This window comes from Acinetobacter sp. G18 (assembly GCF_052660225.1).
This window is the reverse complement of record NZ_CP109658.1, coordinates 3,447,225-3,469,081: the sequence shown is the minus strand read 5'-3', so window position 1 is coordinate 3,469,081 and position 21,857 is coordinate 3,447,225. Positions and strand designations below refer to the sequence as shown.

25 protein-coding genes, 1 pseudogene and 1 riboswitch are annotated in these 21,857 nt (G+C 39.8%); of the genes and pseudogenes, 18 read left to right on the top strand and 8 right to left on the bottom strand.

Translation table 11 applies throughout. The features are described 5' to 3' along the window. Window positions 1–143: 143 nt before the first annotated feature. From gspF to NE363_RS16410, 3 genes are all read left to right on the top strand, one after another. Window positions 144–1,349, top strand: a complete 1,206-nt coding sequence (gene gspF / locus NE363_RS16420) for a type II secretion system inner membrane protein GspF (RefSeq protein ID WP_004699003.1) — start codon at window positions 144–146, stop codon at window positions 1,347–1,349. 23 nt (window positions 1,350–1,372) lie between these two features. Beyond that, window positions 1,373–1,957 carry a type II secretion system major pseudopilin GspG gene (gene gspG, locus NE363_RS16415; RefSeq protein ID WP_191015903.1) on the top strand — a complete coding sequence of 195 codons (585 nt, stop codon included), beginning with the start codon at window positions 1,373–1,375 and terminating at the stop codon, window positions 1,955–1,957. A 265-nt stretch (window positions 1,958–2,222) separates the two neighbouring features. Then, entirely contained in the window at window positions 2,223–2,567 is a 345-nt protein-coding gene (locus tag NE363_RS16410) for a hypothetical protein (protein WP_019456903.1), read from the top strand. Window positions 2,568–2,626: 59 nt separating this feature from the next. On the opposite strand, the gene NE363_RS16405 is transcribed toward NE363_RS16410, so the two are convergent. Continuing rightward, window positions 2,627–2,887: a DUF2798 domain-containing protein gene (locus NE363_RS16405; RefSeq protein ID WP_445535476.1), complete on the bottom strand. Its 261-nt coding sequence runs from the start codon at window positions 2,885–2,887 to the stop codon at window positions 2,627–2,629. A 240-nt stretch (window positions 2,888–3,127) separates the two neighbouring features. Between NE363_RS16405 and NE363_RS16400 the strand changes: the two genes are divergently transcribed. Continuing rightward, on the top strand, window positions 3,128–3,466 hold the full coding sequence (locus NE363_RS16400; protein WP_134262189.1) for a tRNA-binding protein: 339 nt from the start codon (window positions 3,128–3,130) through the stop codon (window positions 3,464–3,466). Between the two features lies 1 nt (window position 3,467). On the opposite strand, the gene lnt is transcribed toward NE363_RS16400, so the two are convergent. After that, window positions 3,468–5,027 carry an apolipoprotein N-acyltransferase gene (lnt, locus tag NE363_RS16395; RefSeq protein WP_445535475.1) on the bottom strand — a complete coding sequence of 520 codons (1,560 nt, stop codon included), beginning with the start codon at window positions 5,025–5,027 and terminating at the stop codon, window positions 3,468–3,470. Continuing rightward, on the bottom strand, window positions 5,024–5,863 hold the full coding sequence (locus NE363_RS16390; protein WP_004883488.1) for an HlyC/CorC family transporter: 840 nt from the start codon (window positions 5,861–5,863) through the stop codon (window positions 5,024–5,026). Before NE363_RS16390 ends, lnt begins: the two co-directional genes overlap by 4 nt. Window positions 5,864–6,047: 184 nt before the next feature. Between NE363_RS16390 and tusA the strand changes: the two genes are divergently transcribed. After that, the gene (gene tusA / locus NE363_RS16385; protein ID WP_002053527.1) at window positions 6,048–6,305 is read left to right on the top strand and encodes a sulfurtransferase TusA; all 258 of its coding nucleotides are present in this window, start codon (window positions 6,048–6,050) and stop codon (window positions 6,303–6,305) included. Window positions 6,306–6,437: 132 nt separating this feature from the next. Next, window positions 6,438–6,818 (top strand): hypothetical protein, encoded by a 381-nt coding sequence (locus tag NE363_RS16380; protein ID WP_445535474.1) that lies wholly within the window; start codon window positions 6,438–6,440, stop codon window positions 6,816–6,818. 43 nt (window positions 6,819–6,861) lie between these two features. Here the strand turns inward: NE363_RS16380 and NE363_RS16375 are convergent, their stop codons facing one another. Continuing rightward, window positions 6,862–8,574, bottom strand: coding sequence for an electron transfer flavoprotein-ubiquinone oxidoreductase (locus NE363_RS16375; RefSeq protein ID WP_002053275.1), 1,713 nt, complete (start codon window positions 8,572–8,574; stop codon window positions 6,862–6,864). 184 nt (window positions 8,575–8,758) lie between these two features. On the opposite strand from NE363_RS16375, the gene NE363_RS16370 reads away from it, so the two are divergent. From NE363_RS16370 to NE363_RS16350, 5 genes are all read left to right on the top strand, one after another. Further along, complete coding sequence (locus tag NE363_RS16370; RefSeq protein WP_032047919.1) at window positions 8,759–9,370, top strand: DUF1285 domain-containing protein; 612 nt, start codon at window positions 8,759–8,761, stop codon at window positions 9,368–9,370. Between the two features lie 48 nt (window positions 9,371–9,418). Next, window positions 9,419–10,285, top strand: a complete 867-nt coding sequence (gene murI / locus NE363_RS16365) for a glutamate racemase (RefSeq protein ID WP_000125351.1) — start codon at window positions 9,419–9,421, stop codon at window positions 10,283–10,285. Between the two features lie 120 nt (window positions 10,286–10,405). Next, the gene (locus tag NE363_RS16360; RefSeq protein WP_445535473.1) at window positions 10,406–11,410 is read left to right on the top strand and encodes a DUF4062 domain-containing protein; all 1,005 of its coding nucleotides are present in this window, start codon (window positions 10,406–10,408) and stop codon (window positions 11,408–11,410) included. A gap of 73 nt (window positions 11,411–11,483) precedes the next feature. Beyond that, complete coding sequence (gene hemH / locus NE363_RS16355) at window positions 11,484–12,500, top strand: ferrochelatase (protein WP_445535472.1); 1,017 nt, start codon at window positions 11,484–11,486, stop codon at window positions 12,498–12,500. A 23-nt stretch (window positions 12,501–12,523) separates the two neighbouring features. Next, window positions 12,524–13,168: an MBL fold metallo-hydrolase gene (locus tag NE363_RS16350; RefSeq protein ID WP_019456911.1), complete on the top strand. Its 645-nt coding sequence runs from the start codon at window positions 12,524–12,526 to the stop codon at window positions 13,166–13,168. On the opposite strand, the gene NE363_RS16345 is transcribed toward NE363_RS16350, so the two are convergent. Then, window positions 13,165–13,359 (bottom strand): DNA gyrase inhibitor YacG, encoded by a 195-nt coding sequence (locus tag NE363_RS16345; RefSeq protein ID WP_001138289.1) that lies wholly within the window; start codon window positions 13,357–13,359, stop codon window positions 13,165–13,167. The two genes, NE363_RS16350 and NE363_RS16345, sit on opposite strands and share 4 nt — an antisense overlap. A gap of 87 nt (window positions 13,360–13,446) precedes the next feature. On the opposite strand from NE363_RS16345, the gene NE363_RS16340 reads away from it, so the two are divergent. The 5 genes and pseudogenes from NE363_RS16340 to NE363_RS16320 all read left to right on the top strand — a co-directional run bounded on the left by NE363_RS16340 (window position 13,447) and on the right by NE363_RS16320 (window position 16,666). After that, entirely contained in the window at window positions 13,447–14,085 is a 639-nt protein-coding gene (locus NE363_RS16340; RefSeq protein ID WP_445535471.1) for an SAM-dependent methyltransferase, read from the top strand. Beyond that, the gene (locus NE363_RS16335; protein WP_445535470.1) at window positions 14,075–15,280 is read left to right on the top strand and encodes a TIGR03862 family flavoprotein; all 1,206 of its coding nucleotides are present in this window, start codon (window positions 14,075–14,077) and stop codon (window positions 15,278–15,280) included. The genes NE363_RS16340 and NE363_RS16335 overlap by 11 nt, the downstream gene beginning before the upstream one ends. Window positions 15,281–15,357: 77 nt before the next feature. Further along, complete coding sequence (locus NE363_RS16330; protein ID WP_000075988.1) at window positions 15,358–15,768, top strand: GFA family protein; 411 nt, start codon at window positions 15,358–15,360, stop codon at window positions 15,766–15,768. Window positions 15,769–15,812: 44 nt separating this feature from the next. Continuing rightward, window positions 15,813–15,879: riboswitch (Fluoride riboswitch) on the top strand. Between the two features lie 124 nt (window positions 15,880–16,003). Then, a complete protein-coding gene (crcB, locus tag NE363_RS16325; RefSeq protein WP_445535469.1) occupies window positions 16,004–16,384 on the top strand; it encodes a fluoride efflux transporter CrcB in 381 nt (126 codons plus the stop codon). Between the two features lie 166 nt (window positions 16,385–16,550). Further along, window positions 16,551–16,666 (top strand): annotated as a pseudogene (locus NE363_RS16320) (hypothetical protein). 132 nt (window positions 16,667–16,798) lie between these two features. Here NE363_RS16320 and NE363_RS16315 read toward each other — a convergent pair. From NE363_RS16315 to NE363_RS16305, 3 genes are all read right to left on the bottom strand, one after another. Then, complete coding sequence (locus tag NE363_RS16315; protein WP_002114866.1) at window positions 16,799–17,131, bottom strand: HopJ type III effector protein; 333 nt, start codon at window positions 17,129–17,131, stop codon at window positions 16,799–16,801. Window positions 17,132–17,385: 254 nt separating this feature from the next. Then, on the bottom strand, window positions 17,386–17,640 hold the full coding sequence (locus NE363_RS16310) for a type B 50S ribosomal protein L31 (RefSeq protein ID WP_077162817.1): 255 nt from the start codon (window positions 17,638–17,640) through the stop codon (window positions 17,386–17,388). Window positions 17,641–17,741: 101 nt separating this feature from the next. Beyond that, entirely contained in the window at window positions 17,742–19,040 is a 1,299-nt protein-coding gene (locus NE363_RS16305; RefSeq protein ID WP_209045799.1) for an ABC1 kinase family protein, read from the bottom strand. Between the two features lie 257 nt (window positions 19,041–19,297). Between NE363_RS16305 and NE363_RS16300 the strand changes: the two genes are divergently transcribed. Both NE363_RS16300 and NE363_RS16295 read left to right on the top strand, forming a co-directional pair. Further along, window positions 19,298–20,545 carry an SfnB family sulfur acquisition oxidoreductase gene (locus tag NE363_RS16300; protein WP_445535468.1) on the top strand — a complete coding sequence of 416 codons (1,248 nt, stop codon included), beginning with the start codon at window positions 19,298–19,300 and terminating at the stop codon, window positions 20,543–20,545. A gap of 32 nt (window positions 20,546–20,577) precedes the next feature. Then, complete coding sequence (locus NE363_RS16295) at window positions 20,578–21,828, top strand: acyl-CoA dehydrogenase family protein (RefSeq protein WP_445535467.1); 1,251 nt, start codon at window positions 20,578–20,580, stop codon at window positions 21,826–21,828. Window positions 21,829–21,857: the final 29 nt, after the last annotated feature.

The window sequence follows — 21,857 nt, the reverse complement described above, 5'->3', positions numbered from 1 at the left end:
CTCATTTCGTCAATTTTAAAAAACGGCATAGCGTCGTGAAGAGGACTTGGGTATTCTACACAGGCTATAGAATGAATATGAATGATTGCGTAGCATAGATGCAACAGCAGCGACTATTATTTTTGGAAAATTAGAACATTACCATGCCTGCATATCAATTTACTGCTATTGATGCTTCAGGGAAGCAGCAAAAGGGGGTGCTTGAGGGAGACTCAGCACGTCAGATTCGCCAACAATTACGCGATAAAGCATGGACTCCGATTAGCGTTGATCCTGTTGAACAAAAAGACAAGCATCAAAGCCACGGATTATTTCAGAAAAAGTTTAGTGCTTATGATTTGGCACTGATGACCAGACAACTCTCCGTTTTGGTTGCTGCTGCAATTCCTCTAGAAGAAGCTTTACGCGCCGTGAGCAGACAAAGTGAAAAAGCACATGTGCAAAATCTTTTACTCTCGGTTCGTTCAAGAGTATTGGAAGGGCATTCACTCGCGCAAGGCATGCAACAGTCAGGTCGTTTTCCTGACCTTTATATTGCAACGGTTGCGGCAGGTGAGCGTTCAGGTCATTTAGATCTGATTTTAGATCAGTTGTCCGACTACACTGAGAACCGTTTTGCCATGCAAAAGAAAGTTCAAGGTGCCATGATTTACCCCATCATTTTAATGCTGATGTCATTTGGTATTGTGATGGGATTAATGACCTATGTTGTACCAGAGATTGTAAAAACCTTCGATCAAAGTAAAGATGCATTACCATGGATTACAGTCGCTTTAATGAAAGCGAGTGATTTTATTCGCCATGCGTGGGTGTTTATTATTCTTTTTGCTGTGATAGGCGTTGTTGCCTTTGTGCGGTTTTTAAAAACAACGGCTGGTCATTATGCTTTTGATCGCTTAACACTCAAACTGCCATTATTCGGTAAACTGTCCCGTGGTATTAATGCTGCACGCTTTGCCAGTACTTTATCTATTTTGACTCGTTCAGGCGTGCCTTTGGTAGACGCTTTAAAAATTGGTGCTGCTGTGACCAATAACTGGGTGATCCGTGACTCAATTGCTCATGCTGCTGAACGTGTCACAGAAGGTGGTAACTTGGGTACGCAATTGGAGCGCAGTGGTTATTTCCCACCAATGATGGTACAAATGATTCGAAGTGGTGAGGCATCAGGTGAGCTTGACCGTATGCTGGAACGTGCGTCGACTATGCAAGACCGTGAGGTGACGACATTTATTTCAACCTTATTGGCATTACTTGAACCGCTTATGCTGGTATTAATGGCAAGCATTGTACTGGTTATTGTAATCGCGGTTATGCTGCCAATCGTAAATATGAACAATATGATTTAATAACTTTGATATTAGAGATAATGATGAAAGTAAAAAATATTCAAAGCGAAACAGTGATGAAACAACATAGTGAAGCTGCGGTTTCAAATCAGCTTGAGCCAACGTGCCATTCTGAGCATAGCTCTGTATCAGATGTTTGTTCCTCAAGCACAGCTTTCGGACTTGCAGCACGTTCGACCGGTGCTCGAATGAAACGTGCGTCAGGCTTTACCCTTATTGAAGTTATGGTCGTTATTGTAATTTTAGGCGTGTTGGCTGCTTTAATCGTACCGAACGTTATGGGCCGTAGTGAAAAAGCTAAAATCGATACGACTCAAATTACCTTGAAGGGTGTAGCGGGTGCTTTAGATCAGTACAAGCTTGATAACGGGCATTTCCCAACCATGCAAGAAGGTGGTTTAGATGCCCTCATTAACCAGCCTGCTACCGCAAAAAACTGGATGCCGGGTGGTTATGTGAAAGGTGGTTACCCTAAAGATAGTTGGAAAAATGATATTCAATACGTCATTCCTGGAAAAGACGGCCATCCTTTTGACCTATATTCATTTGGTGCAGATGGTAAAGAAGGTGGTGAAGGTAACGATGCAGATATTTATTACCAGCCTTAATTAAAATATAAGAGAGATTATCGATTCGGAGAGTAAGAGAAATTGATAATTCGAATTGATAATCTTTCTTAATTACAAAAATATAATAAGCTATTGAAAATAAAATAATAAAGTTAATAATTAGATTTGAGATTTAAAATAAGAATTATTCCCATATTTAATAGTTACAAGAAAGTTAAAATATGAGAGGAAATAAGCTATATATTTAAATAAAAGCTTTGCATAATAAATAAAAATCACTTTATAAAACTATGGGAGAGATTAAATGAAAGCATTTCTCGTACTTGATGAACTAAATCAGTTTCATTGGGCGATGCTTAAGTCTGTCCTATTGATTTTAGCATTATTACCCATTGCTGAAGTTTCATTAAAACTATGGCTGAGTACAGAAGGTAGCAGTCAAATCATGATTGGCTTCTTTGCATTAAGTATTGTCAGTGCATGGTTAATGGTGAGTTTTTTCACTGCATTAAAAGCGAGTGTATGGCAAGCTAAACAAATATCTTCTAAATATGAACAATTACTTTTTAAAGCTTATCGCTATGTACCCATGGTCTTTTTATCAAGCTTAGTTGCTTATTTATCTTTGCAGTTATCAATCGCTTTTTAATGATATTTAAAACCAAATTTTTAGATAAAACGTAGACTCAACATCTACGTTTTCATTTTTTAAACAGGCTCTACTAATAGTGCCGTGATTTTACGGACGATAGGTAATACCAAAAGTAGTGTTGGAAAAGCAATTAACCAAGAAATGATCCATGCAGACATCCAGACATTTATAGAAAACTCTTCTAATCCTAAACTTCGTAAAGTACTGACCATGGACACTACAAAAGTCATAATGATGGATAGAAAAAAAGGTAAAACAATAGCTGTATAACGACTTGGAAGTTTCTTAAAATTATAGAAAGTTTTTTGGTTTCCCATTTTGACTCCGTAAACCAACAAACGCCCGTGCCATTCAAAATATAAAAATATTTTGAATAAATAGCTCCAAGCATTGTTGGAGGTATGTTGGCACGTTGATTGACGTAAACGTTTACGGCTTTTGAGTCAGCAGATTTAATTTAACATGAATTTTGAGAGCTGAAAATAAAAAGAGGGTGTTTCTTTATTTGTACATATTATATGCTTCAAATCAGATATTTAAGAATATGAGAAAAGTAAATGGAACAAATCGAGTGGAATGATTTTTTAAAAGTAGAGCTTCGTGTAGGTAAAATTATTCAAGCTGAGGTTTTTGAAAAAGCGCGTAAACCTGCTTATATTTTGCATGTAGATTTTGGTGACGAATTGGGTGTACGTAAATCGAGTGCTCAGATTACTAAACTTTATCAACCGCAGGACTTGATTGGTAAATTAGTGGTTGCTGTCGTGAATTTCCCTAAAAAACAAATCGGGCCTATTCAATCAGAATGCTTGGTGACAGGGTTTCATAACGCAGATGGCGATGTTGCGCTTTGTATCCCAGAGTTTGAAGTTCCTCTGGGTACAAAGCTATTATAACTTAGCGACGTGATTTATAAGACACATCAACTTGACGTGGACGATAGATCCAACCTAAAACCAACAGTAATACTGCAAATCCTAAAATTGGGTAATCACCTAGACGGTTATAGAGAGTTTGGCCTTGCATAGCTGGTAAATCACCTCTCAAGACAAACTCTTTATCAATCGGTGCTTGTTCAGTGATATGACCATTTTGATCAATAAATGCTGTTATACCTGTGTTGGTTGCACGAATAAACCAGCGACCATTTTCTTTCGCGCGCATTTGTACCATTTGTAAATGTTGCCATGGGCCAGCAGTACCCGTAAACCAAGCATCATTAGATACAGTCACCAAGAAGTCGCTATCTTCTGCATTATGTCGTGTCAGGTTCGGATATGCCACTTCATAACAAATTGCAGCAGCAAGCGCATGCCCTTTAATTAAGAGTGGTTTCTGGTTGCTCTCACCACGTGTAAAACCGCTCATGCTAATATCATTTTGCATGGCTGGTAACACCCAAGAGAGTAAACCTGAAAGCGGAATATATTCACCAAACGGCACAAGACGCTGCTTTTTATAAAGGCCGCTTGAATCGCTACCAGAAGCCATAATACTGTTGTAATACAGAGGACTGCCGACTTGATGTGATTTTGCAACATCCCAATAAGGAATACCGGTTACCCAAGCGGTATGGTTCTTTTTCGCTTGTGCATCCATGGCATCCAAAAACGGTTCAATGTCGGTTTGGAAGAGTGGAATTGAAGACTCAGGCCATACAATGAGGTCACGGCCCCATTCAGATTGAGTTAAACCTGCATAAATTTCTAATGTTCTAACTTGATATTCGGTTAGCCATTTTAAATCTTGTGGAATGTTACCTTGAATAAGCGAAACGCTCAGTGGTTTAGCCGCTTTAGGTTGTACAAACTGAATATATGATGCTCCCCATGCACCTAAAACTAATAGGGCAGCAGGGATAACCCAAAAAATACGCTTACGTAGAACTTCGACTAAAGCACACGCTAGAACAATTGCCACGAAGGAAATTGCATAAATACCAAATAGCGGTGCATAACCATCGAGTAGGCGTTCAGTAAAAGCGTAACCTACAAATAGCCACGGGAAACCCGTAAATACCCAAGTTTTAGCCCACTCAAAAATAATCCAGAGAGGAGCGAAAGTCAGCGGTGTTTCAGGGAAGAAGCGTCGATAAACCCAAGTTTGAAATGCTGTAAATAAGCCCATCACAAGAGCCATAACAGCAATCATACACACGCTTAAAAAGGCATTGGTATCGCCATATACATGGATAGATGTATAGAGCCAGAAAGCCCCTACAAACCATAAACCAAAACCAAAACTCCAGCCAATCGCAAATGCTTGTTTAGCTGAGCGTTTATGCAATGTCGCATAGAGTAGGGCAGGAGACAAAATTGCCAGCCACCACCAATAATAAGGTGCCAGTGCAAAGCTGAACACGGCACCTGAAAATAAAGCAATGAGCAATGGAAAAATTAAAGGAAGCTGTTTTTGTTGTTGCGAAGAATCTAACAGCTTTTCAAAGTATGCTCTCATTGACGTACAGCTCGAATCAGATGAATAGTGCGGGCATCTGCTTCAACAATCGTAAATAACCACTTTCCAAGTTCAACAGTCTGACCTTGTAAATCACTGACTAAACCAATTTCTTGAAGCAATAAACCGCCGACAGTTTCTACTTCATCGTCAGAAAAATCAGCATCTAATACAGTGTTGAAGTGTTCAATTGGTGTAAGTGCCTGCACCATCCATGCATTCGCTACAGTATGGTCGCTGTCTGGAACAATGTACTGTGCATCTTCATCAGCAGTATCATGTTCGTCTTCAATTTCACCCACGATCTCTTCAAGAATATCTTCAAGCGTAACAAGACCAGCTGTAGAGCCATATTCATCAATCACAATCGCGATATGGGTTTGGGTATGTTTGAGCATACGAAGAACTTGATCTGAACGAGCGCTTTCAGGCACAAATAATGGCTGGCGCATAAGCGAGCCAATATCTAATTTGGTATTTGGTTCAGTCAAAAATGGCAGTAAATCTTTTGCGAGCAAAATCCCGACAACATTGTCAGGCTGATCGGCAGAGAAGACTGGAAAACGTGAGTGAGCAGACTCAACCAATACGTGAAGAATATCAAGTAACTGATCATCTTCTTGCATACTGATCATTGCTGTTCGTGGCGTCATGACTTCACGAATTTTTGTAGCAGGAAGGTCAAGAACACCTTCAAGCATGGCAACAGTATCAGGTTCTAAAAAACGACGTGAATTTTGGACTAGTTTTAATAATTCATCTCGGGTTTCTGGCGCTGTACCTAACCACTTTCGTAAGCCTCGCATTCCCCACGACGGACTCGGTTCCTCTTGCATGATCTTTCCTAAAGACTCAATGTATCAAATGAATACATTGATCATACCGAAGAAAAGGCCCTTATGCATCTATAAAACAAAGTAAAAGACAAAACACATATTGTTATGTAAACACCAGTTACAGTTCATAAGTCAGTGATCGGTTTATGCTAAAATGTGAAAATTCTATTTGTTCGAGTTTGTTATGTCAGAACAACCTATTTCACCTACTGTACAACTCAATACGCGTGGTTTACGTTGTCCGGAACCTGTTATGATGTTGCATCAAGCCATTCGTAAATCTAAGTCTGGAGATGTGGTTGAGGTCTTCGCAACAGACAATTCGACTTCGTGGGACATTCCTAAATTTTGTATGCATTTAGGTCATGAGTTGCTTTTGCAAGAAGAACGCTTAGATGAAAATGGTCATAAAGAATTTCATTATCTGGTGAAAAAGGGCTAATAGAATAAATAAGGCTTCTAATGAATAGTGTTGGGAGCCATTAAACATTTAAATTATTTTAAAATGATAATTTTTTACAAATAAGAATCGTTATATAATCTATAAAATTAAGTATATAAATGACATATAAAAATGAAAGATTATTTTCTAAAACGAAGCTTATTTATTTTCCTTTGGTTCGCATGTCTTGCTGGTTTGTTACGTATAAAAGTTTCTTGGTTAACTGAGACTATGGCTACCATAATTCTATTCACTTTTATAATTCTCGGTTCAATTATATTAGGTTATAGAAATACATATTTTGCTCCTGAACCAAAGATAAAGATGAGTTTGATCTTGCATACAAGGTTTATCGGGCTGATGTTAATTCTTGATTTATTATTTGGTAAATCGGTTTGGTATATTGATCTAGCACGGAATTTGGGTTTTCTTAGCTTATTTTTATTAGGCACATTTATTTTCTATAAAAAGAATTTTAATTTAAAAGTATCAAGAATACCGCCTTTTCAATAAGTGGATACTAATAAAAAAGCCCCGATTATTCGGGGCTTTTTTATTACATGTTAGGGTAATTTGGACCACCGCCGCCTTCAGGCGTTACCCAAGTAATGTTTTGAGATGGGTCTTTAATATCACAAGTCTTACAGTGAACACAGTTTGCTGCGTTAATCTGGAAGCGTTTAGAACCATCATCATTTTCCATGATTTCATAAACACCAGCAGGGCAGTAGCGCTGTGCAGGCTCATCCCATTTTGGTAAGTTTACGTTCACTGGAATTGAAGGATCAGTAAGCTTCAAGTGAGCTGGCTGGTTTTCTTCATGTACAGTGTTTGAGATAAATACCGAAGATAAACGGTCAAATGTAAGCTTGCCATCTGGTTTTGGATAGTTTGGCTTGAAGCTCGTTGCATCAACAGTTTTCAATGCAGCGAAGTCTTGTTTCAAGTCATGCAAAGTGAATGGAACTTTAAAGACGTTCTGATCGATAAAGTTAAATGCACCACCAATCCATTGACCAAATTTATGCATTGCTGGGCCAAAGTTACGAGAGTTATAAAGCTCTTCTTTTAACCAGCTGTTGTTAAATTTGTCAGTGTATGAAGTTAATTCTTTAACGAATAAATCTTCACCTTCAGTAACACGAGCAATCGCAAGGTCACCGCCTTTTTCTACACCAGCAGCAATCGCTTCAAATACAGCTTCACCACATAACATGCCTGATTTCATGGCAGTGTGTGAGCCTTTGATTTTTGCAAAGTTTAAGAAACCTGCGTCATCACCAATTAAGCAACCACCTGGGAAAGTTAATTTAGGCAATGAGTTGAAGCCGCCTTTCACTACAGCACGTGCGCCGTAAGAAATACGTTTACCACCTTCTAAGTATTGTTTAATGAGTGGATGAGTTTTCCAGCGCTGCATTTCCATAAATGGATACATGTGTGGATTTTCATAAGATAAGTCCACAATCATACCCAAAGTCACTTGGTTGTTTTCAGCGTGATATAACCACCAACCACCAGAAGAACCAGTTTCAGATAATGGCCAACCTGCACCGTGCATCACTAAGCCCGGCTTATGTTTTGCTGGGTCAATTTCCCAAAGTTCTTTAATCCCGATACCGTAGTGCTGAGGGTCAGCATCTTTATCAAGATTGTATTTTGCAATCAGGCGTTTACCTAAGTGACCACGGCAACCTTCGGCAAAGAGGGTGTATTTAGCGTGAAGCTCATAACCCGGAGTAAAGTTATGCGTTGGTTCGCCATCTTTACCAATACCCATGTCACCAGTTTGAATACCTTTTACAGTACCGTCTTCATGGTAAAGCACTTCAGATGCAGCAAAACCAGGGAAAATAGAAACTTCTAATTCTTCAGCTTTTTGACCTAACCAGCGAACAACGTTACCTAGCGAGATAACATAGTTACCGTCATTGTGCATGGTTTTTGGAACCATCCAGTGAGGTGCTTCTTTAGACGTAGTTTCTGAAAGCAAGAAGAAAGTTTTGTCTTCAGTTACAGGCACGTTAAGAGGTGCGCCTTCTTCTTTCCAGTTTGGGAAAAGTTCATTAATAGCACGCGGTTCAAGTACAGCACCAGATAAGATATGCGCACCTACTTCAGAGCCTTTTTCAACTACACAAACTGAAAGATCGGGTAAGTTATTCTCAATCGCTAATTGACGGATCTTAATCGCAGCAGATAGACCTGCAGGCCCTGCACCTACGATGACAACGTCAAACTCCATCGATTCGCGTTCGATGTGTTCCATGTAGGACTCCTCAATACTTAAAGGTGGCAACCGTAATGTCAGATCATCCGGTGCTGCCGTGAGTTTTAATCCATAGGCGCAAATATGCTATTGTGCCTTTTATCGTTTTGGCTAGTATAGTTTTAAACCATGATCTAGCCAATTGGCTGAGTCGTCATATTTTCTCGTCAGCAAGGCATAAACTATGGTAAATCAAAATAATTCCCCATCGGATATGGGAAAAATACCGTTATCTGATGATAAAAACTTAATGAACATTGCACAATACTTAAAAGGTGTACAGCAAAGTCACAAAAGGTCAATCCCACCTTTAGAGCAATGGCATCCAAAGCATTGCGGTAAAATGGATTTAACGGTTAAAGCCAATGGAGAATGGTGGCACGAAGGTCAATTAATCAAGCGCCAAGCTCTATTGGATTTGTTTACCAAAGTCCTATGGAAAGAAGAGGGTAAATTCTACCTGAAAACCCCTGTAGAACAAATTGAAATCGAAGTTGAAGATGAACCTTTATTGGTCAATCAAGTCGATCAGGTTGAAATTTCAGGTGATCAGTTTTTGCAACTGACTACCACCAATCAAGATGTGATTTTAGTTGATGCAGAACACCCGATTTTTATGCGCGAATATGCAGGAGAATTACGCCCATACGTGCATGTCCGATTTGGTATTAATGCACTTATTCAACGCCAAGCTTTTTATCATCTCGTGAACTACGGAGTGTTGGTTGAAAATGATAAAGGCGAAACCATTTTGCAGTTAAAAAGTGGTAATTTGCACTTGCAATTAGGCACTTGAGGTTTAAGCTTTATAGAGTGAAATTTTCCGACACTCTCTAGTACTGCCATGACAGCCATACAGCCTTTATTTACCGAATTAGAATCTATGCCTAAAGCATCGGCAGATGCCCCAATTGGTATTTTTGATTCGGGAATTGGTGGAATGTCGGTTGCAGCAGAAATTGCCAGATATTTGCCAAACGAACATATTGTGTATTATGCCGATACAGCCTATGTTCCTTATGGCCCTCGTTCTGATGAAGAAATTAGAGAGCTTACCGCTCGCGCTGTCGACTGGTTATACCGCCAAGGTTGTAAAATTGCAGTCGTGGCATGTAATACTGCCTCTGCATTTAGTCTTGATCATTTACGTGAACATTATGGTGAGCACTTTCCGATTGTTGGTTTAGTACCGGCATTAAAACCTGCTGTATTACAAACACGTTCTAAAGTAGTTGCAGTGTTGGCAACGCCTGCTACTTTTCGTGGGCAACTCATTAAAGATGTTGTGGAAAAATTTGCTGTTCCAGCGGGTGTTAAAGTCATGACTTTAACCAATCTGGAGCTTGTTCCTTGTGTAGAAGCAGGACAGCAAATGAGTCCTGTTTGTTTAAATGCATTAAAAGAGGTTTTACAGCCTGCAGCCGATCAAGGGGCTGACTATTTAGTACTCGGTTGTACACATTATCCGTTCTTAAATGAAGCAATTCATCATCTTTTTGATAACCAATTCACACTGGTTGATTCGGGATTGGCAGTTGCCCGACAAACAGCCCGTATTTTAATAAAAAATGAGTTATTATGTGACCAAATACGTCAGAATGTTGCACGTATTGAATGTTATGTAAGTGGTAATAATGCAGAAGCATTGCAACCTGTTTTACAGAATATGATTCCACAAGAATTGACATGGACGCTACACAATCTGAGTTGAGCTCTGTTGTAGGCATTCAGAAGAAAGCGTTTTTTTATATTTATTTTTCTTATTTGGGGCGGTTCATAATCTTGGCTTATTTGGGCCATATTAAGATTATGGGGCGATAAGGGTATTGTTATGCTCGATACACGCTATCAGATTTTTATTTCAACGTCAGGTCGCGAGATGCAACCTGAACGTATGGTTCTCTCTCAAACTTTAGTCAGTATGGGTTTTTTTGCTTGGGGTTTAGAGTATAGAAGTCCTTTAACTACAACACTTGCCCGTCGGCAAATTAATGAATCGGATTATGTTGTTTTGTTGCTAGGTAGCCAGTATGGTGAACAATCTATTTCTGGTGCTAGTTACTTTGCTCTAGAGTATGAATATGCTTTAAGTCGAGCTAAACCGATTGTTGTATTTATGCATGAACAGCCTGAAAGCCGCGAGATGCATTTACAAGAGGCTCATCCACAGCTTAAAGAAAAATTTCTCGCATTTAGAAAAAAACTATTACATGAAGCTCACCACATATTTTACTTTAAAAGCCCTCGTGACTTAGAGTTAGCGGTCCGTTTAAATATGCCTCTAATAGTTGAACAGCATGTGGGGCAAGGCTGGGTACCTGCACACCAAGCACATCAATTAGAAGATGAAATTAATCGATTAAAAAGTAAAATTTCACAATTAGAGCAACAGTTAGTAGAGTCATCAACTCAAACCAATGAAGTGGCTCCACATGATGTTTTTGCGTTTGAATATCACATTCAAGCTTTTCAAGATGGCAACTTTAGAGAGCTTAAGCGTCAGAGACAAATGACTTGGTCACAGCTCTTAAGTATATTGGCTAAACATTTTGAGACAGCCATGCCAGAAGAAAACTTTGGAACTTGTCTCAATGAATATCTCAATCATGCGGGACTAGAGGATGCCCGTCAGGAGCTGCCAAGAGCACATGCGGTGGCTGGCGCACAGATTAATCACAAGGCACTATTCCGTATTAAAAATCAGATGCAATCACAGGGGTGGATTGTTCCAATCAAGATTGATCAGCAGCATAGTTTATGGAAGGTAACGACAAAAGCGCAAAAGCTCTTGCTCAGTTATAAATGGAACCATCGGGTGTCTCGATTAAAAGCTTAGAACAATTCAATTTAGATATGACCATGAAAACTGTTACATTAGTGTCATAAGATGAACTGAAAGGCATTTGCGCATGTCGTTTGAACAAAAACCGAAAGTTACTGTCATTTTAGCGAATTTAGGCACACCGGATGAGGCAACTGTCCCAGCGGTGCGCCGTTTTTTAAAGCAGTTTTTATCTGATTCACGTGTGATTGAAATACCAAAATTCATCTGGTGGATTATCTTAAATCTGTTTGTTTTGCCTTTTCGCCCAAAAAGAGTAGCGCATGCCTATGCTTCGGTATGGTCTACCGATTCGCCCATGCGTGAAATTGTATTTGAGCAAACTCAACGTGTGCAGGCTTATTTAGAGCGTGAAAATAAACAGTTTGACTTAACTGTGTTGCCCGCCATGACTTATGGTAATCCGGGTATTGATACAGTTTTAGAAAAACTAGCAGCTCATCCACAAGAGCATGTCATTTTATTGCCTTTATTTCCTCAATATTCTGCCACATCGACAGCACCGTTATACGACGCATTTGCTAAGTGGATTCCTACTCAGCGCAATTTGCCGGGTTTGACCATTATTAAAGACTACTATCAGCACCCAATGTTTATTCAAGCACTGGCAGAAAGTGTTTTAGCTTATCAAGCACAGCATGGTAAGCCTGAAAAACTATTGATGTCATTTCATGGTATTCCACAGCCTTATGCAGACAAAGGTGATCCTTATGCAGACCGTTGTCGCATTACTGCAAAGTTAGTCGCTGAAGCTTTGCATTTGAAAGCTGATGAATGGGCGATTAGTTTCCAGTCACGTTTTGGAAAACAAGAATGGGTGAAGCCTTATACTGACCAGCTTTTACAAGATTGGGCTAAGCAGGGCGTTAAGTCAGTTCAGGTTTTAAGTCCTGCTTTTTCTGCTGACTGTTTAGAAACGCTTGAAGAGTTAGCGATTCAAAATGCTGAACTATTTCAACAAGCAGGTGGCGGAAGCTATGCTTACATTCCCGCTTTAAATAGTGATCAGGCACATATTGATTTGCTTGCAGGTTTAGTTCAGGCTAATCTTGATGCCCTTACCCATACCTTAGCCCACCGTTAATTGCGTTTTAGCCAGAGGTTCTTATGCTGCAAGTCAAAATTGTTCCAGTTACTGCTTTTGCTCAAAATTGTTCTTTAGTTTGGGACAGTGAAACAAAAGAAGCAGTTTTGATTGATGCAGGCGGTGACGCTGCTGTTTTGAAGAAAGAAGTAGAAGCTTTAGGTTTAAAAGTAAAGGCACTATGGCTCACTCATGGGCATTTAGATCACGCAGGGGCAGTGGGTGAACTCGCACAAGAATGGAGTGTTCCTGTTGTTGGTCCGCATAAAGAAGATCAGTTCTGGTTAGATATGATTCAGGAAGTTTCAGCACGTTATGGCTTTCCAATTCCACAGCCAGTAAAAGTTGATCAATGGCTTGAAGGCGGCGAAGTGCTCAAACTCGGTGAAGATGAGTTTGAGGTGCGTTTTGCACCAGGACATACACCAGGGCATGTCATGTTCTATAACAAGAATCATGGCTTACTCTGGACTGGCGATGTCCTGTTTAAAGGCTCAATAGGAAGAACAGACTTTCCACGTGGTAACCATGAGCAACTCATTGAATCGATTCAACGTGAATGCTTTAGCTTGCCAGATCAAACCCAGTTTATTTCAGGTCATGGTCCAATGAGTACCATTGGCTATGAAAAAAAATTTAACCCGTTTGTTGCAGGTAAAGCGGGTTAATCCTCATAATCATCTTCATGCTGACTACCCTTGTCTTGCTGAGGAGCATCTTGGGTAGGCAGTCTATATTCATCGTTTGCCCAAGCGCCTAAATCAATGAGTTTACAACGTTCAGAACAAAATGGACGAAATTCATTGCCTTCCCAAACACTTGGTTCACCACAACGTGGGCAGGGGAATGTACGTGGCATAAAGCGATATCCTCAAAGTGAAGAGAAATAGATTAGGCAAAAGTCAGGTGACTTGTTAGACTTGTGCCGATTTTTATTTAGTTTGATGTGATTATGCAGATTCGTCAATTTCAAGCACAACGTATGCAAGCGCCTCGTGATTTTACCCCAATTGAAAATACTCCAATTTGTGTAGAAATTGGGGCGGGCAAAGGTAAACATGCTTTGCTATTTAGTGGGCAAAATCCACAGCACACGTTATATGCGATTGAACGAACCCGCGAAAAATTCTTGGCAATGCAAAAGCAGCATGGTTTAGAACCAAGAGAAAATCTGGTACCTGTACATGCGGATGCTTTGCCGTGGGTGGTACATGCTTTACACCCTGCTCAAGTTGAACATTTCTTTATTCTTTATCCGAACCCAGAACCGCATAATCCGGCACAACGCTGGTTGAACATGCCATTTTTTGAGTTTTTGTTATCACGTCTGAAAACAGGCGGAACCATTACTTTGGCAAGTAATATTCCTGAATATATTGAAGAAGCTGAACAACAGTTATTAAATGTGTGGAAGCTGCCTTACCAAAAAGAAAAAATTGCACAAACTTCTGCACGTACTCATTTTGAAATTAAATATTTAGAGCGTGGTGAGCTTTGCCAACAGCTCATTATGACCAAGCCTGAAGGTTATCAAACTCGATTTGATGAGTTTACGCCACTGCAAGGGCAAACACATGGCGAGTAAGCGGGTTGCCATTATCGGTGCTGGTCCGGCTGGTTTAATGGCAGCTGAGGTACTGAGCCAGTATGATTATGAAATTGATGTGTTTGAGCAAAAACCTTCGGCTGCGCGTAAGTTTTTGATGGCTGGTAAAACAGGTTTGAATATCTCGCATGCTGAACCTTTAGCGCAGTTTATTGAGCGCTATGACCATGTAGAATGGCTCAAACCATGGGTTAAAAAATGGGATGCAGTCTGGATTCAGAACTGGATGAAAAGTCTAGGAATAGAGTCGTATGTGGGTAGTTCTGGTCGTATTTTTCCTGTCGAAATGAAAGCTGCTCCTTTACTGCGTGCTTGGTTAAAACGTTTAGCAGAACAACAGGTTAAATTCTTTTATCGTCATCGTTGTATTAATTTGCAAGGTACAACTGTGACTTTAGAAAACCAAAATAATCAAAGCAGCAAGACTTTTACCCAACAATACGATGCAGTCGTATTGGCTTGTGGGGCTGTATCTTGGTCTCAATTGGGTAGTGATGGTGCTTGGCAGCAATGGATAGATCAATCCAGTATTGAACCTTTTCAAGCAAGTAATGCAGGGGTATTACACACTTGGTCAGCTTTTATGGAAAGCTGTTTTGGTGAACCTTTAAAGCGTATCAATGCGTGGGTTGAGCCTAGCCAAGTTACTCATGGTGATATTGTCATTACTCACTATGGTTTAGAAAGTGGTGTCATTTATAAACTTGGACGAGCTTTAAGAGAACAACAAAAACAAGGGAAAAGCTTAAATCTATTTTTAGATTTATTGCCTGATGTAGAGCTTACACAGTTAGTTAAAAAATTACAGGCTAGCAAAAAACAATCGCTTACTAATATTTGGCGTAAAGCAGGCTTAGACACGGCCAAAATTAACTTAATTAGAGAAGTGGTTGATAAAGCGCTATGGAACCAACCAGAGGCTATGGCTCAGCAAATTAAAGCACTTCAAATCAAGTTAAGTGGCTTTAGACCTATTGAGGAAGCGATTAGCTGTGCTGGTGGTGTTAAGCAAGGTGCATTAACTGAAAGCTTAGAGCTTAGACACACCTCAGGTGTTTTTTGCTGTGGTGAAATGCTGGACTGGGATGCTCCTACAGGCGGCTATTTGCTTACAGCATGTTTTGCTACGGGACGAGCGGCTGGTGAAGGCGTGCATTCATTCTTAGAGAAATAACGGCAAATTCGGTACTATGTTTGATATGTGAAAAGTGTTATTTTTGAGCGATCAATAATAATAGGATTTACGAGAACATGTCTCAAGCATCACCAGTTTATCAAGGAAGTTGTTTATGTCAGGGTATTCGCTATGAAATTAAGGGCGATATCGGAGATATTATTCAGTGTCACTGCCAACGATGCCGAAAATCCAATGGAACAGCATTTGCCACCAATGCTCCTGTTAAAAGTACAGATTTTAAAATTACCCAAGGTGAAGATCTCGTCAAAAAATTTGCTGTGAATGGTGTGTATCGCTGGTTTTGTAGCGAATGTGGTTCACCGCTTATTAGCTCGCGTGATGCCCAGCCTGAACTATATCGTGTAAGAATTGGGTCACTCGATACACCATTAGATCAAAAGCCGACCATGCATATTTTTGCTGCTTCAAAAGCAGAGTGGGAAAGCATTTGTGACGATTTACCGCAATACGATGAACGTCCATGATTTAAAAAGTATGTTTTAATCAACTTTTAGATGATTTAATATACTTAAAACGGGGAGATGGCATTCCTCCCTTGAAAAACCGCCGTATTGGCTAATGATGCCTACGTTACCCTCATGTATTTATATCGCTGGGTACGTAGGTTATTGCGTACTCTGCTTATTTTTGGAGTACGCCATGTCACTTTTCCCATCATTTTTGTTTGCTCTTTTAGCATCTCACTAAAGGGGTGGTTCTATGTATTATCCTTTACTTTCAATTGCTTTAGGTTCAGTTCTAGGGGCGTGGTTGCGTTGGTTTTTAGGTTTAAAACTCAACCCAATTTATCCGCAAATTCCACTGGGTACTGTTACTGTTAATTTAGTCGGTGGCTTTACTATTGGTTTTGCGATGGCTTATTTTGCTCATAGTGATTTGAGTCCGAATTATAAGCTTTTCGTAATCACAGGCTTTTGTGGTGCTTTAACTACGTTTTCAACGTTCTCGATTGAGATTGTGACTTTATTGCAAAGTGGTAAGTGGGGAATGGCAATATTGGCGATTTCTATTCATTTAATTGGGTCGTTAATTTTTACGTGTTTGGGTTTGGCGACTTATTATTGGATAGCAGGCAACTGATTATTCAAATGTTTAAGGAGCGATACATACTGCACTGCCTCCGTTTTAAGATATTCTCCAAGACCATTTGTATAGGCATACCTTACTTTTGAGAGATCAAAAGTAAGCAAAAATCTTTTGTTTCGCTGATGCTACATCCATGTAGCACAGCAAAACAGCGGCATCCATGCCGCTTGTCACGATAGTAAATGACGAATTAAAATTTGGGATTTGATACGCGTTAAAGTCATCAACAGCCTGACTGAAATCAGCTATATATTGTTTTTGCAAAATATTGGATAAGTGCAAACGGGAAACAGGTTCTGTTGATGACAAATGCCTTTGGTTACTTTGGGCAAAACCAAAGTAACAGAATTAGCTACTTTCATTTGAGAATAAACGGTAAGACTCCGTCGTGTATTCACAAATACTTAATTACTTTTCAGTTAAAGCCTGACCTTCAAACTTCACACCATCCCAACCATTTTGCATAAACTGACGAATATTTTGATGATCAGTTCCTTCTGGTGTAGCCAATACAGATGCATAGTGCTCTGCAAATAAACTTAAAGTTTGTGCTTGGTCTAAACCTTGTAACTTGGCAAAAGAGAAAACTTTTGCACTGCCTTGATTTTCAGTCGCAGCGTTATGCTGTGCGCCATTTTGAAAAGCTGTTGGAGTATGTTGATAACGTGCTTCAATATGAGCTAAAACGTCTGAAAATTTTGCTGTGCCTGCTTGTAATTGGGCAAGTAACTCTTGTGCCATAATCTTAAACTTCCTATCAAATGGGGCTTAAGCATAGCATCGAATACACGCTTTGAAAGCTTGGGAGCTATAAAAAAAATGATGGGTTGTTGAAAATAATTAGAAGCGTTTTTAGACAAATTGTGGATAAGTTTTAGTTTATACACAACTGAAAAAAGTATAGAAAAAATCCACATAAAAAAAGAAGCCTAAGTGGAGGAGATAGTCTTAGGCTTCCAATGATTTTAGTGTATTGGTCAAAACTTAACGCAAGATTAACTCTTACGACTGAAGCGACCGAAGCGTTTGTTAAAGCTTGCAACACGACCTTCATTACTTGCTTGACGTACTTCACCTGTATAGAAAGGATGCGAAGCACTTGAAATATCAAGGGTTACATAAGGATAGACTTTTCCTTGATATTCTTTGGTTTGTTTAGACTGAAGAGTACTACCGATTAAGAAGTAGACGTCTGCATTGGTGTCATGAAATAACACTTGTTGATAAGCAGGATGAATATCTTTACGCATGAGAGATAGTCCTAAATTATTTTTGATTAAAGAAATGTTATAACATAACATTTAATAAGTCAATGTAACCCTGAAAAGGCTACATTAATCAGATCATTGAATTAGTTAGAAGGTGGAACAAGTTCTTCAAATAAATCATTCAGGTTGTCATGTACTTTTAAGTGAATGAGGTTCCAGTAGTGTCCTGAAATGGTTCTATTGACCATTAATGTATCTGGTGAAGGCTTAAAGACATCCCAATATTTTAAAGACTTCTTCACAAGTAACATGCCATCATGATGTGATGAGTTCTCTGCAAAGTCATAGGTTGTGGTAAGTGGACGCAATAACACTTCAATCCAGAGTTTATAAAGATCGCTCGGGAATTTACCTTTCTCGGTCAAAGAGTGCAGGGCAAGTAACTCAGTTTCAATAAGATCAATATCTTCATGACGAGCTGCATTCACCAGTCGTTTGAAACTATAAACAATTTCATTGGAAAGTGTTTTAACACTGCCATAGTCATAAATAATGACACTGCCATCTTGGCGGAAGGCAAAGTTACCCGGATGTGGGTCACAGTGAAAACGTTTTAAAAAGAACATTTCCTGACCTAAAGCGCGGATTAAACGTCGGCCAATTGTATTTCGAATTTCGATAGGCCAAGAACTAGCAGTTTCAATGCTGTCACCTTGTTCAAGGCTTAAGGTCAAAATACGTCTTGAAGAGTAATCTTTATAAACAGTCGGTATGATGATTTTGTCATCTAACTTGCTATGAAAAGTTTTAAAGACTTCAAGATTTTGAGCTTCGATTTCATAGTTAAGCTCTGCTGATAGACTATCTTGAATCTCTGCAAAAAGCTGATCTTGCAGTTTTTTATCAATCTTAAGTACACCCATTAAGCGTAGTGCTAAACGTACTTGTTTTAAGTCACTTTCGCAGGCTTCATCAACACCGGGATATTGAACCTTAACCACAACTTGTTCACCATTTGGCAAAACTGCTTTGTGAACTTGTCCAATCGAGGCAGCAGCAAAAGGCTGTTCATCAAAAGATTTAAAGGCAACGTTGAGCGGTTTTCCAAGCTCACGTTCAACTTGTTGTTGAATTGCTGCAAAAGGCATGGCTGGAGCTTGGCGTTGTAGTTTTGATATTGCTTTAGCAACTTCTGGTGGGAAGATATCTTTATACTGCGATGCAATTTGCCCAACTTTCATGACAGCACCTTTCATTTCGCCTAAGGTGTCTGCAATCTGTAGACCGATATCTTGAAACAATTTAGTTTTTGCAGCCAGTTTCTGTTCTTCATCCGCAGTCAGGTTTCGAATCGAGTTAGAAACGGTTTTTGTTGCAATGCTCGCGGTCATTCCTGCAAGTTTCATAAATCGTTTGCCAGGTGAACTTGCATTCTTTGCCATATCTTCGATACCTCGTTGACTACAACATAATATTGTCTAGTTTTGATCATAGGTGACAAAACTTAAAAAGCCTATATGAAATTGTTTAGCGCGTGTAAGAATATTTTCGAAAAACAATATGTTATTTTTAAAGTAAAAAATGTGAAAAGCTTTTTAAAATTCATTTCATAAACAAAGCTTTAATATCTATAAAGTCACTGTTTTTTTAGTGCTAAGGTGAATGGCATGTTAAATAAGAAATAGAGACAATAAAAGTTATGACCAGTCTAAACTCATCCTATGGTCGCTCTCAAGCGGTTCCTTTATCTGTATTTGAACAGACCAAAGACGCACAAATTATCCGTTCTGATGAAGAGGCAATTGAGGTTGCCAAGCAACTTGCTCAAGAGTTTGCTCAAGAAGCATCTGAGCGGGACAGAGAACGCCGTTTACCCTTAAATGAAATTCAACAGTTCTCACAAAGCGGTCTTTGGGCTATTACTGTGCCGAAGCAGTTTGGTGGCGCGCAAGTTAAGTATCGAACTTTAGCGGAAGTGATCAAAATAATTGCGAGTGTTGATCCATCTCTTGCTCAGTTGCCACAAAACCATTTGGTTTTTATTGAGCATTTAAGACTAGATGCGAAACCTGAACAGCAACAATTCTTTTTTAACTTGGTGTTAAGAGGAATTCGTTTTGGCAACGCATTTTCCGAAAAACACAGTAAGACAGTCGCGGACCTCACAACTAAACTTGAAAAGACCGAACAGGGCTATGAAATTAATGGCAAAAAATTCTTTGCAACGGGTGCTTTGCTCGCACATTGGATTCCAATTGTTGCTGTAAATGAACAGGGGCAACCTTATGCCGCGCTTGTTCCACGGGAAACATCTGGGGTTAATATTATTAATGACTGGTCTGGTTTTGGACAACGTACTACGGCTAGTGGCACGGTAGAACTAAATCAGGTTCCAGTACGTGAAGAATATCTTGTTCCGATTTACCAAGCATTTGAACGTCCAACACCAGCAGGCGCTATTTCTCAGTTTATTCAGGCTGCGGTTGATGCTGGTATTGCGCGTGGTGCAATTGAAGAAACGATTCAATACGTCAAAAATCACAGCCGTGCATGGGTTGATTCAGGTCTGGAAAAAGCCAGTGATGATCCTTACACGATTGCAAACATTGGTGATTTAAAAATTAAATTGCGTGCAGCAGAAGCGGTACTGGACTTGGCTGGAGATGCAATTGATCAAGCCATTGCTGAAACCACCGAAGAACATGTAAACCAAGCCACATTATTGGTTGCCGAGGCAAAAGTACTCACTACAGAAATTGCTATTTTGGCAGCCAATAAACTTTTTGAGTTGTCGGGTACGCGTTCTACTTTATCTGAACTCAACCTTGACCGTCACTGGCGCAATGCCCGTACCCATACCTTACATGACCCTGTGCGTTGGAAATATCACATTGTCGGTAATTATTACCTCAATGGCATCCATCCACCGCGTCATGCATGGAGCTAAAGTGAAGAAAAAATAAGATTAGGAGAATAACGATGACAACAGCTCAAATTGAATTAGAAGAGCTATCGGTAGGCGCTGATTATGAAAAGGTAGCAAATAGATTTCGTCCAGTTTTTGAAAAAATTGCACAAGGGGCAATTCAACGGGAAAAAGAGCGAATCTTACCTTTTGAACCGATTCAGTGGCTAAAAGAAGCTAAGTTGGGTGCTGTACGAGTACCCCGTAAATATGGTGGAGATGGGGTTTCATTATCTCAACTTTTCCAGCTTTTAGCAGAGTTAGCAGAAGCTGACTCCAATATTGTGCAAGCTTTACGTGGTCATTTTGCATTTGTTGAAGACCGTTTGGTTGCTCATAAAGAGCATTCACAGGAGGTTTGGTTTCAGCGCTTTGTACAAGGCGATTTAGTCGGAAATGCCTGGACAGAAGTTGGAAATGTACAGATTGGTGATGTCGTTACACGTGTCACAAAAGACGCTTCGGGTAACTTGGTCGTAAATGGTGAAAAGTACTATTCAACTGGCAGTATTTTTGCAGATTGGATTGATTTATTTGCCTACGATGAAGTGAACGACCGTCATGTGATTGCTGCTATTTACCGTCATGAAACAGGTGTAAGCGTGCTGGATGACTGGGATGGTTTTGGTCAAAAGACAACAGGCAGTGGTACTTTAAAAGTACATCAGGTCCATTTGCCAGCTTCACACCTTATTCCATTTGACCAACGTTTTAAGTATCAAACCGCTTTTTATCAGGTGGTGCATCTTGCAACATTAACAGGTATTGCGCGTGCCGCAGTCGAGACGTTCAGTCAGGAAATTCGTGAACGTAAACGTATTTTTAGTCATGGTAATGGTGACTTGGTTCGTCACGACCCACAAGTTTTACAAGTAGTGGGTAAGGCCTCAGCTCAAGCGTATGCAAGTCAGGCAATCACCTTAAAAACGGCCGAGGCCTTGCAAAAGGCTTATGAAAGTCATTTTGCCGAGTCTGAAGTGAAAGAGCATCAGTTTAATGTAGATGCCGAGCTTGAGTCGGCACAAGGGCAGGTGGTAATTTCTAATTTAGTGCTTGATTTAACCAGTCAGTTATTTAATGCCTTAGGGGCATCGGCAAGTAGCCAAGCGAAACAACTTGACCGTTTCTGGCGTAATGCACGGACTGTATCTTCACATAATCCGCTTATTTATAAAGAAAAAGTGATTGGAGATTGGGAGGTAAACCGTACCGATTTACCATTTGTGTGGCAAATTGGAGCAAGTCCGCGGGCAAAGTCTGCATAAAATAAAAAAGCCGATGTTTCATCGGCTTT

Bases quoted from the DNA above. Each gene is read 5' to 3' on its own strand.
- gspF (WP_004699003.1), top strand. From the start codon at position 144: ATGCCTGCATATCAATTTACTGCTATTGATGCTTCAGGGAAGCAGCAA.
- gspG (WP_191015903.1), top strand. From the start codon at position 1,373: ATGAAAGTAAAAAATATTCAAAGCGAAACAGTGATGAAACAACATAGT.
- NE363_RS16410 (WP_019456903.1), top strand. From the start codon at position 2,223: ATGAAAGCATTTCTCGTACTTGATGAACTAAATCAGTTTCATTGGGCG.
- NE363_RS16405 (WP_445535476.1), bottom strand. From the start codon at position 2,887: ATGGGAAACCAAAAAACTTTCTATAATTTTAAGAAACTTCCAAGTCGT.
- NE363_RS16400 (WP_134262189.1), top strand. From the start codon at position 3,128: ATGGAACAAATCGAGTGGAATGATTTTTTAAAAGTAGAGCTTCGTGTA.
- lnt (WP_445535475.1), bottom strand. From the start codon at position 5,027: ATGAGAGCATACTTTGAAAAGCTGTTAGATTCTTCGCAACAACAAAAA.
- NE363_RS16390 (WP_004883488.1), bottom strand. From the start codon at position 5,863: ATGCAAGAGGAACCGAGTCCGTCGTGGGGAATGCGAGGCTTACGAAAG.
- tusA (WP_002053527.1), top strand. From the start codon at position 6,048: ATGTCAGAACAACCTATTTCACCTACTGTACAACTCAATACGCGTGGT.
- NE363_RS16380 (WP_445535474.1), top strand. From the start codon at position 6,438: ATGAAAGATTATTTTCTAAAACGAAGCTTATTTATTTTCCTTTGGTTC.
- NE363_RS16375 (WP_002053275.1), bottom strand. From the start codon at position 8,574: ATGGAACACATCGAACGCGAATCGATGGAGTTTGACGTTGTCATCGTA.
- NE363_RS16370 (WP_032047919.1), top strand. From the start codon at position 8,759: ATGGTAAATCAAAATAATTCCCCATCGGATATGGGAAAAATACCGTTA.
- murI (WP_000125351.1), top strand. From the start codon at position 9,419: ATGACAGCCATACAGCCTTTATTTACCGAATTAGAATCTATGCCTAAA.
- NE363_RS16360 (WP_445535473.1), top strand. From the start codon at position 10,406: ATGCTCGATACACGCTATCAGATTTTTATTTCAACGTCAGGTCGCGAG.
- hemH (WP_445535472.1), top strand. From the start codon at position 11,484: ATGTCGTTTGAACAAAAACCGAAAGTTACTGTCATTTTAGCGAATTTA.
- NE363_RS16350 (WP_019456911.1), top strand. From the start codon at position 12,524: ATGCTGCAAGTCAAAATTGTTCCAGTTACTGCTTTTGCTCAAAATTGT.
- NE363_RS16345 (WP_001138289.1), bottom strand. From the start codon at position 13,359: ATGCCACGTACATTCCCCTGCCCACGTTGTGGTGAACCAAGTGTTTGG.
- NE363_RS16335 (WP_445535470.1), top strand. From the start codon at position 14,075: ATGGCGAGTAAGCGGGTTGCCATTATCGGTGCTGGTCCGGCTGGTTTA.
- NE363_RS16330 (WP_000075988.1), top strand. From the start codon at position 15,358: ATGTCTCAAGCATCACCAGTTTATCAAGGAAGTTGTTTATGTCAGGGT.
- crcB (WP_445535469.1), top strand. From the start codon at position 16,004: ATGTATTATCCTTTACTTTCAATTGCTTTAGGTTCAGTTCTAGGGGCG.
- NE363_RS16315 (WP_002114866.1), bottom strand. From the start codon at position 17,131: ATGGCACAAGAGTTACTTGCCCAATTACAAGCAGGCACAGCAAAATTT.
- NE363_RS16310 (WP_077162817.1), bottom strand. From the start codon at position 17,640: ATGCGTAAAGATATTCATCCTGCTTATCAACAAGTGTTATTTCATGAC.
- NE363_RS16305 (WP_209045799.1), bottom strand. From the start codon at position 19,040: ATGGCAAAGAATGCAAGTTCACCTGGCAAACGATTTATGAAACTTGCA.
- NE363_RS16300 (WP_445535468.1), top strand. From the start codon at position 19,298: ATGACCAGTCTAAACTCATCCTATGGTCGCTCTCAAGCGGTTCCTTTA.
- NE363_RS16295 (WP_445535467.1), top strand. From the start codon at position 20,578: ATGACAACAGCTCAAATTGAATTAGAAGAGCTATCGGTAGGCGCTGAT.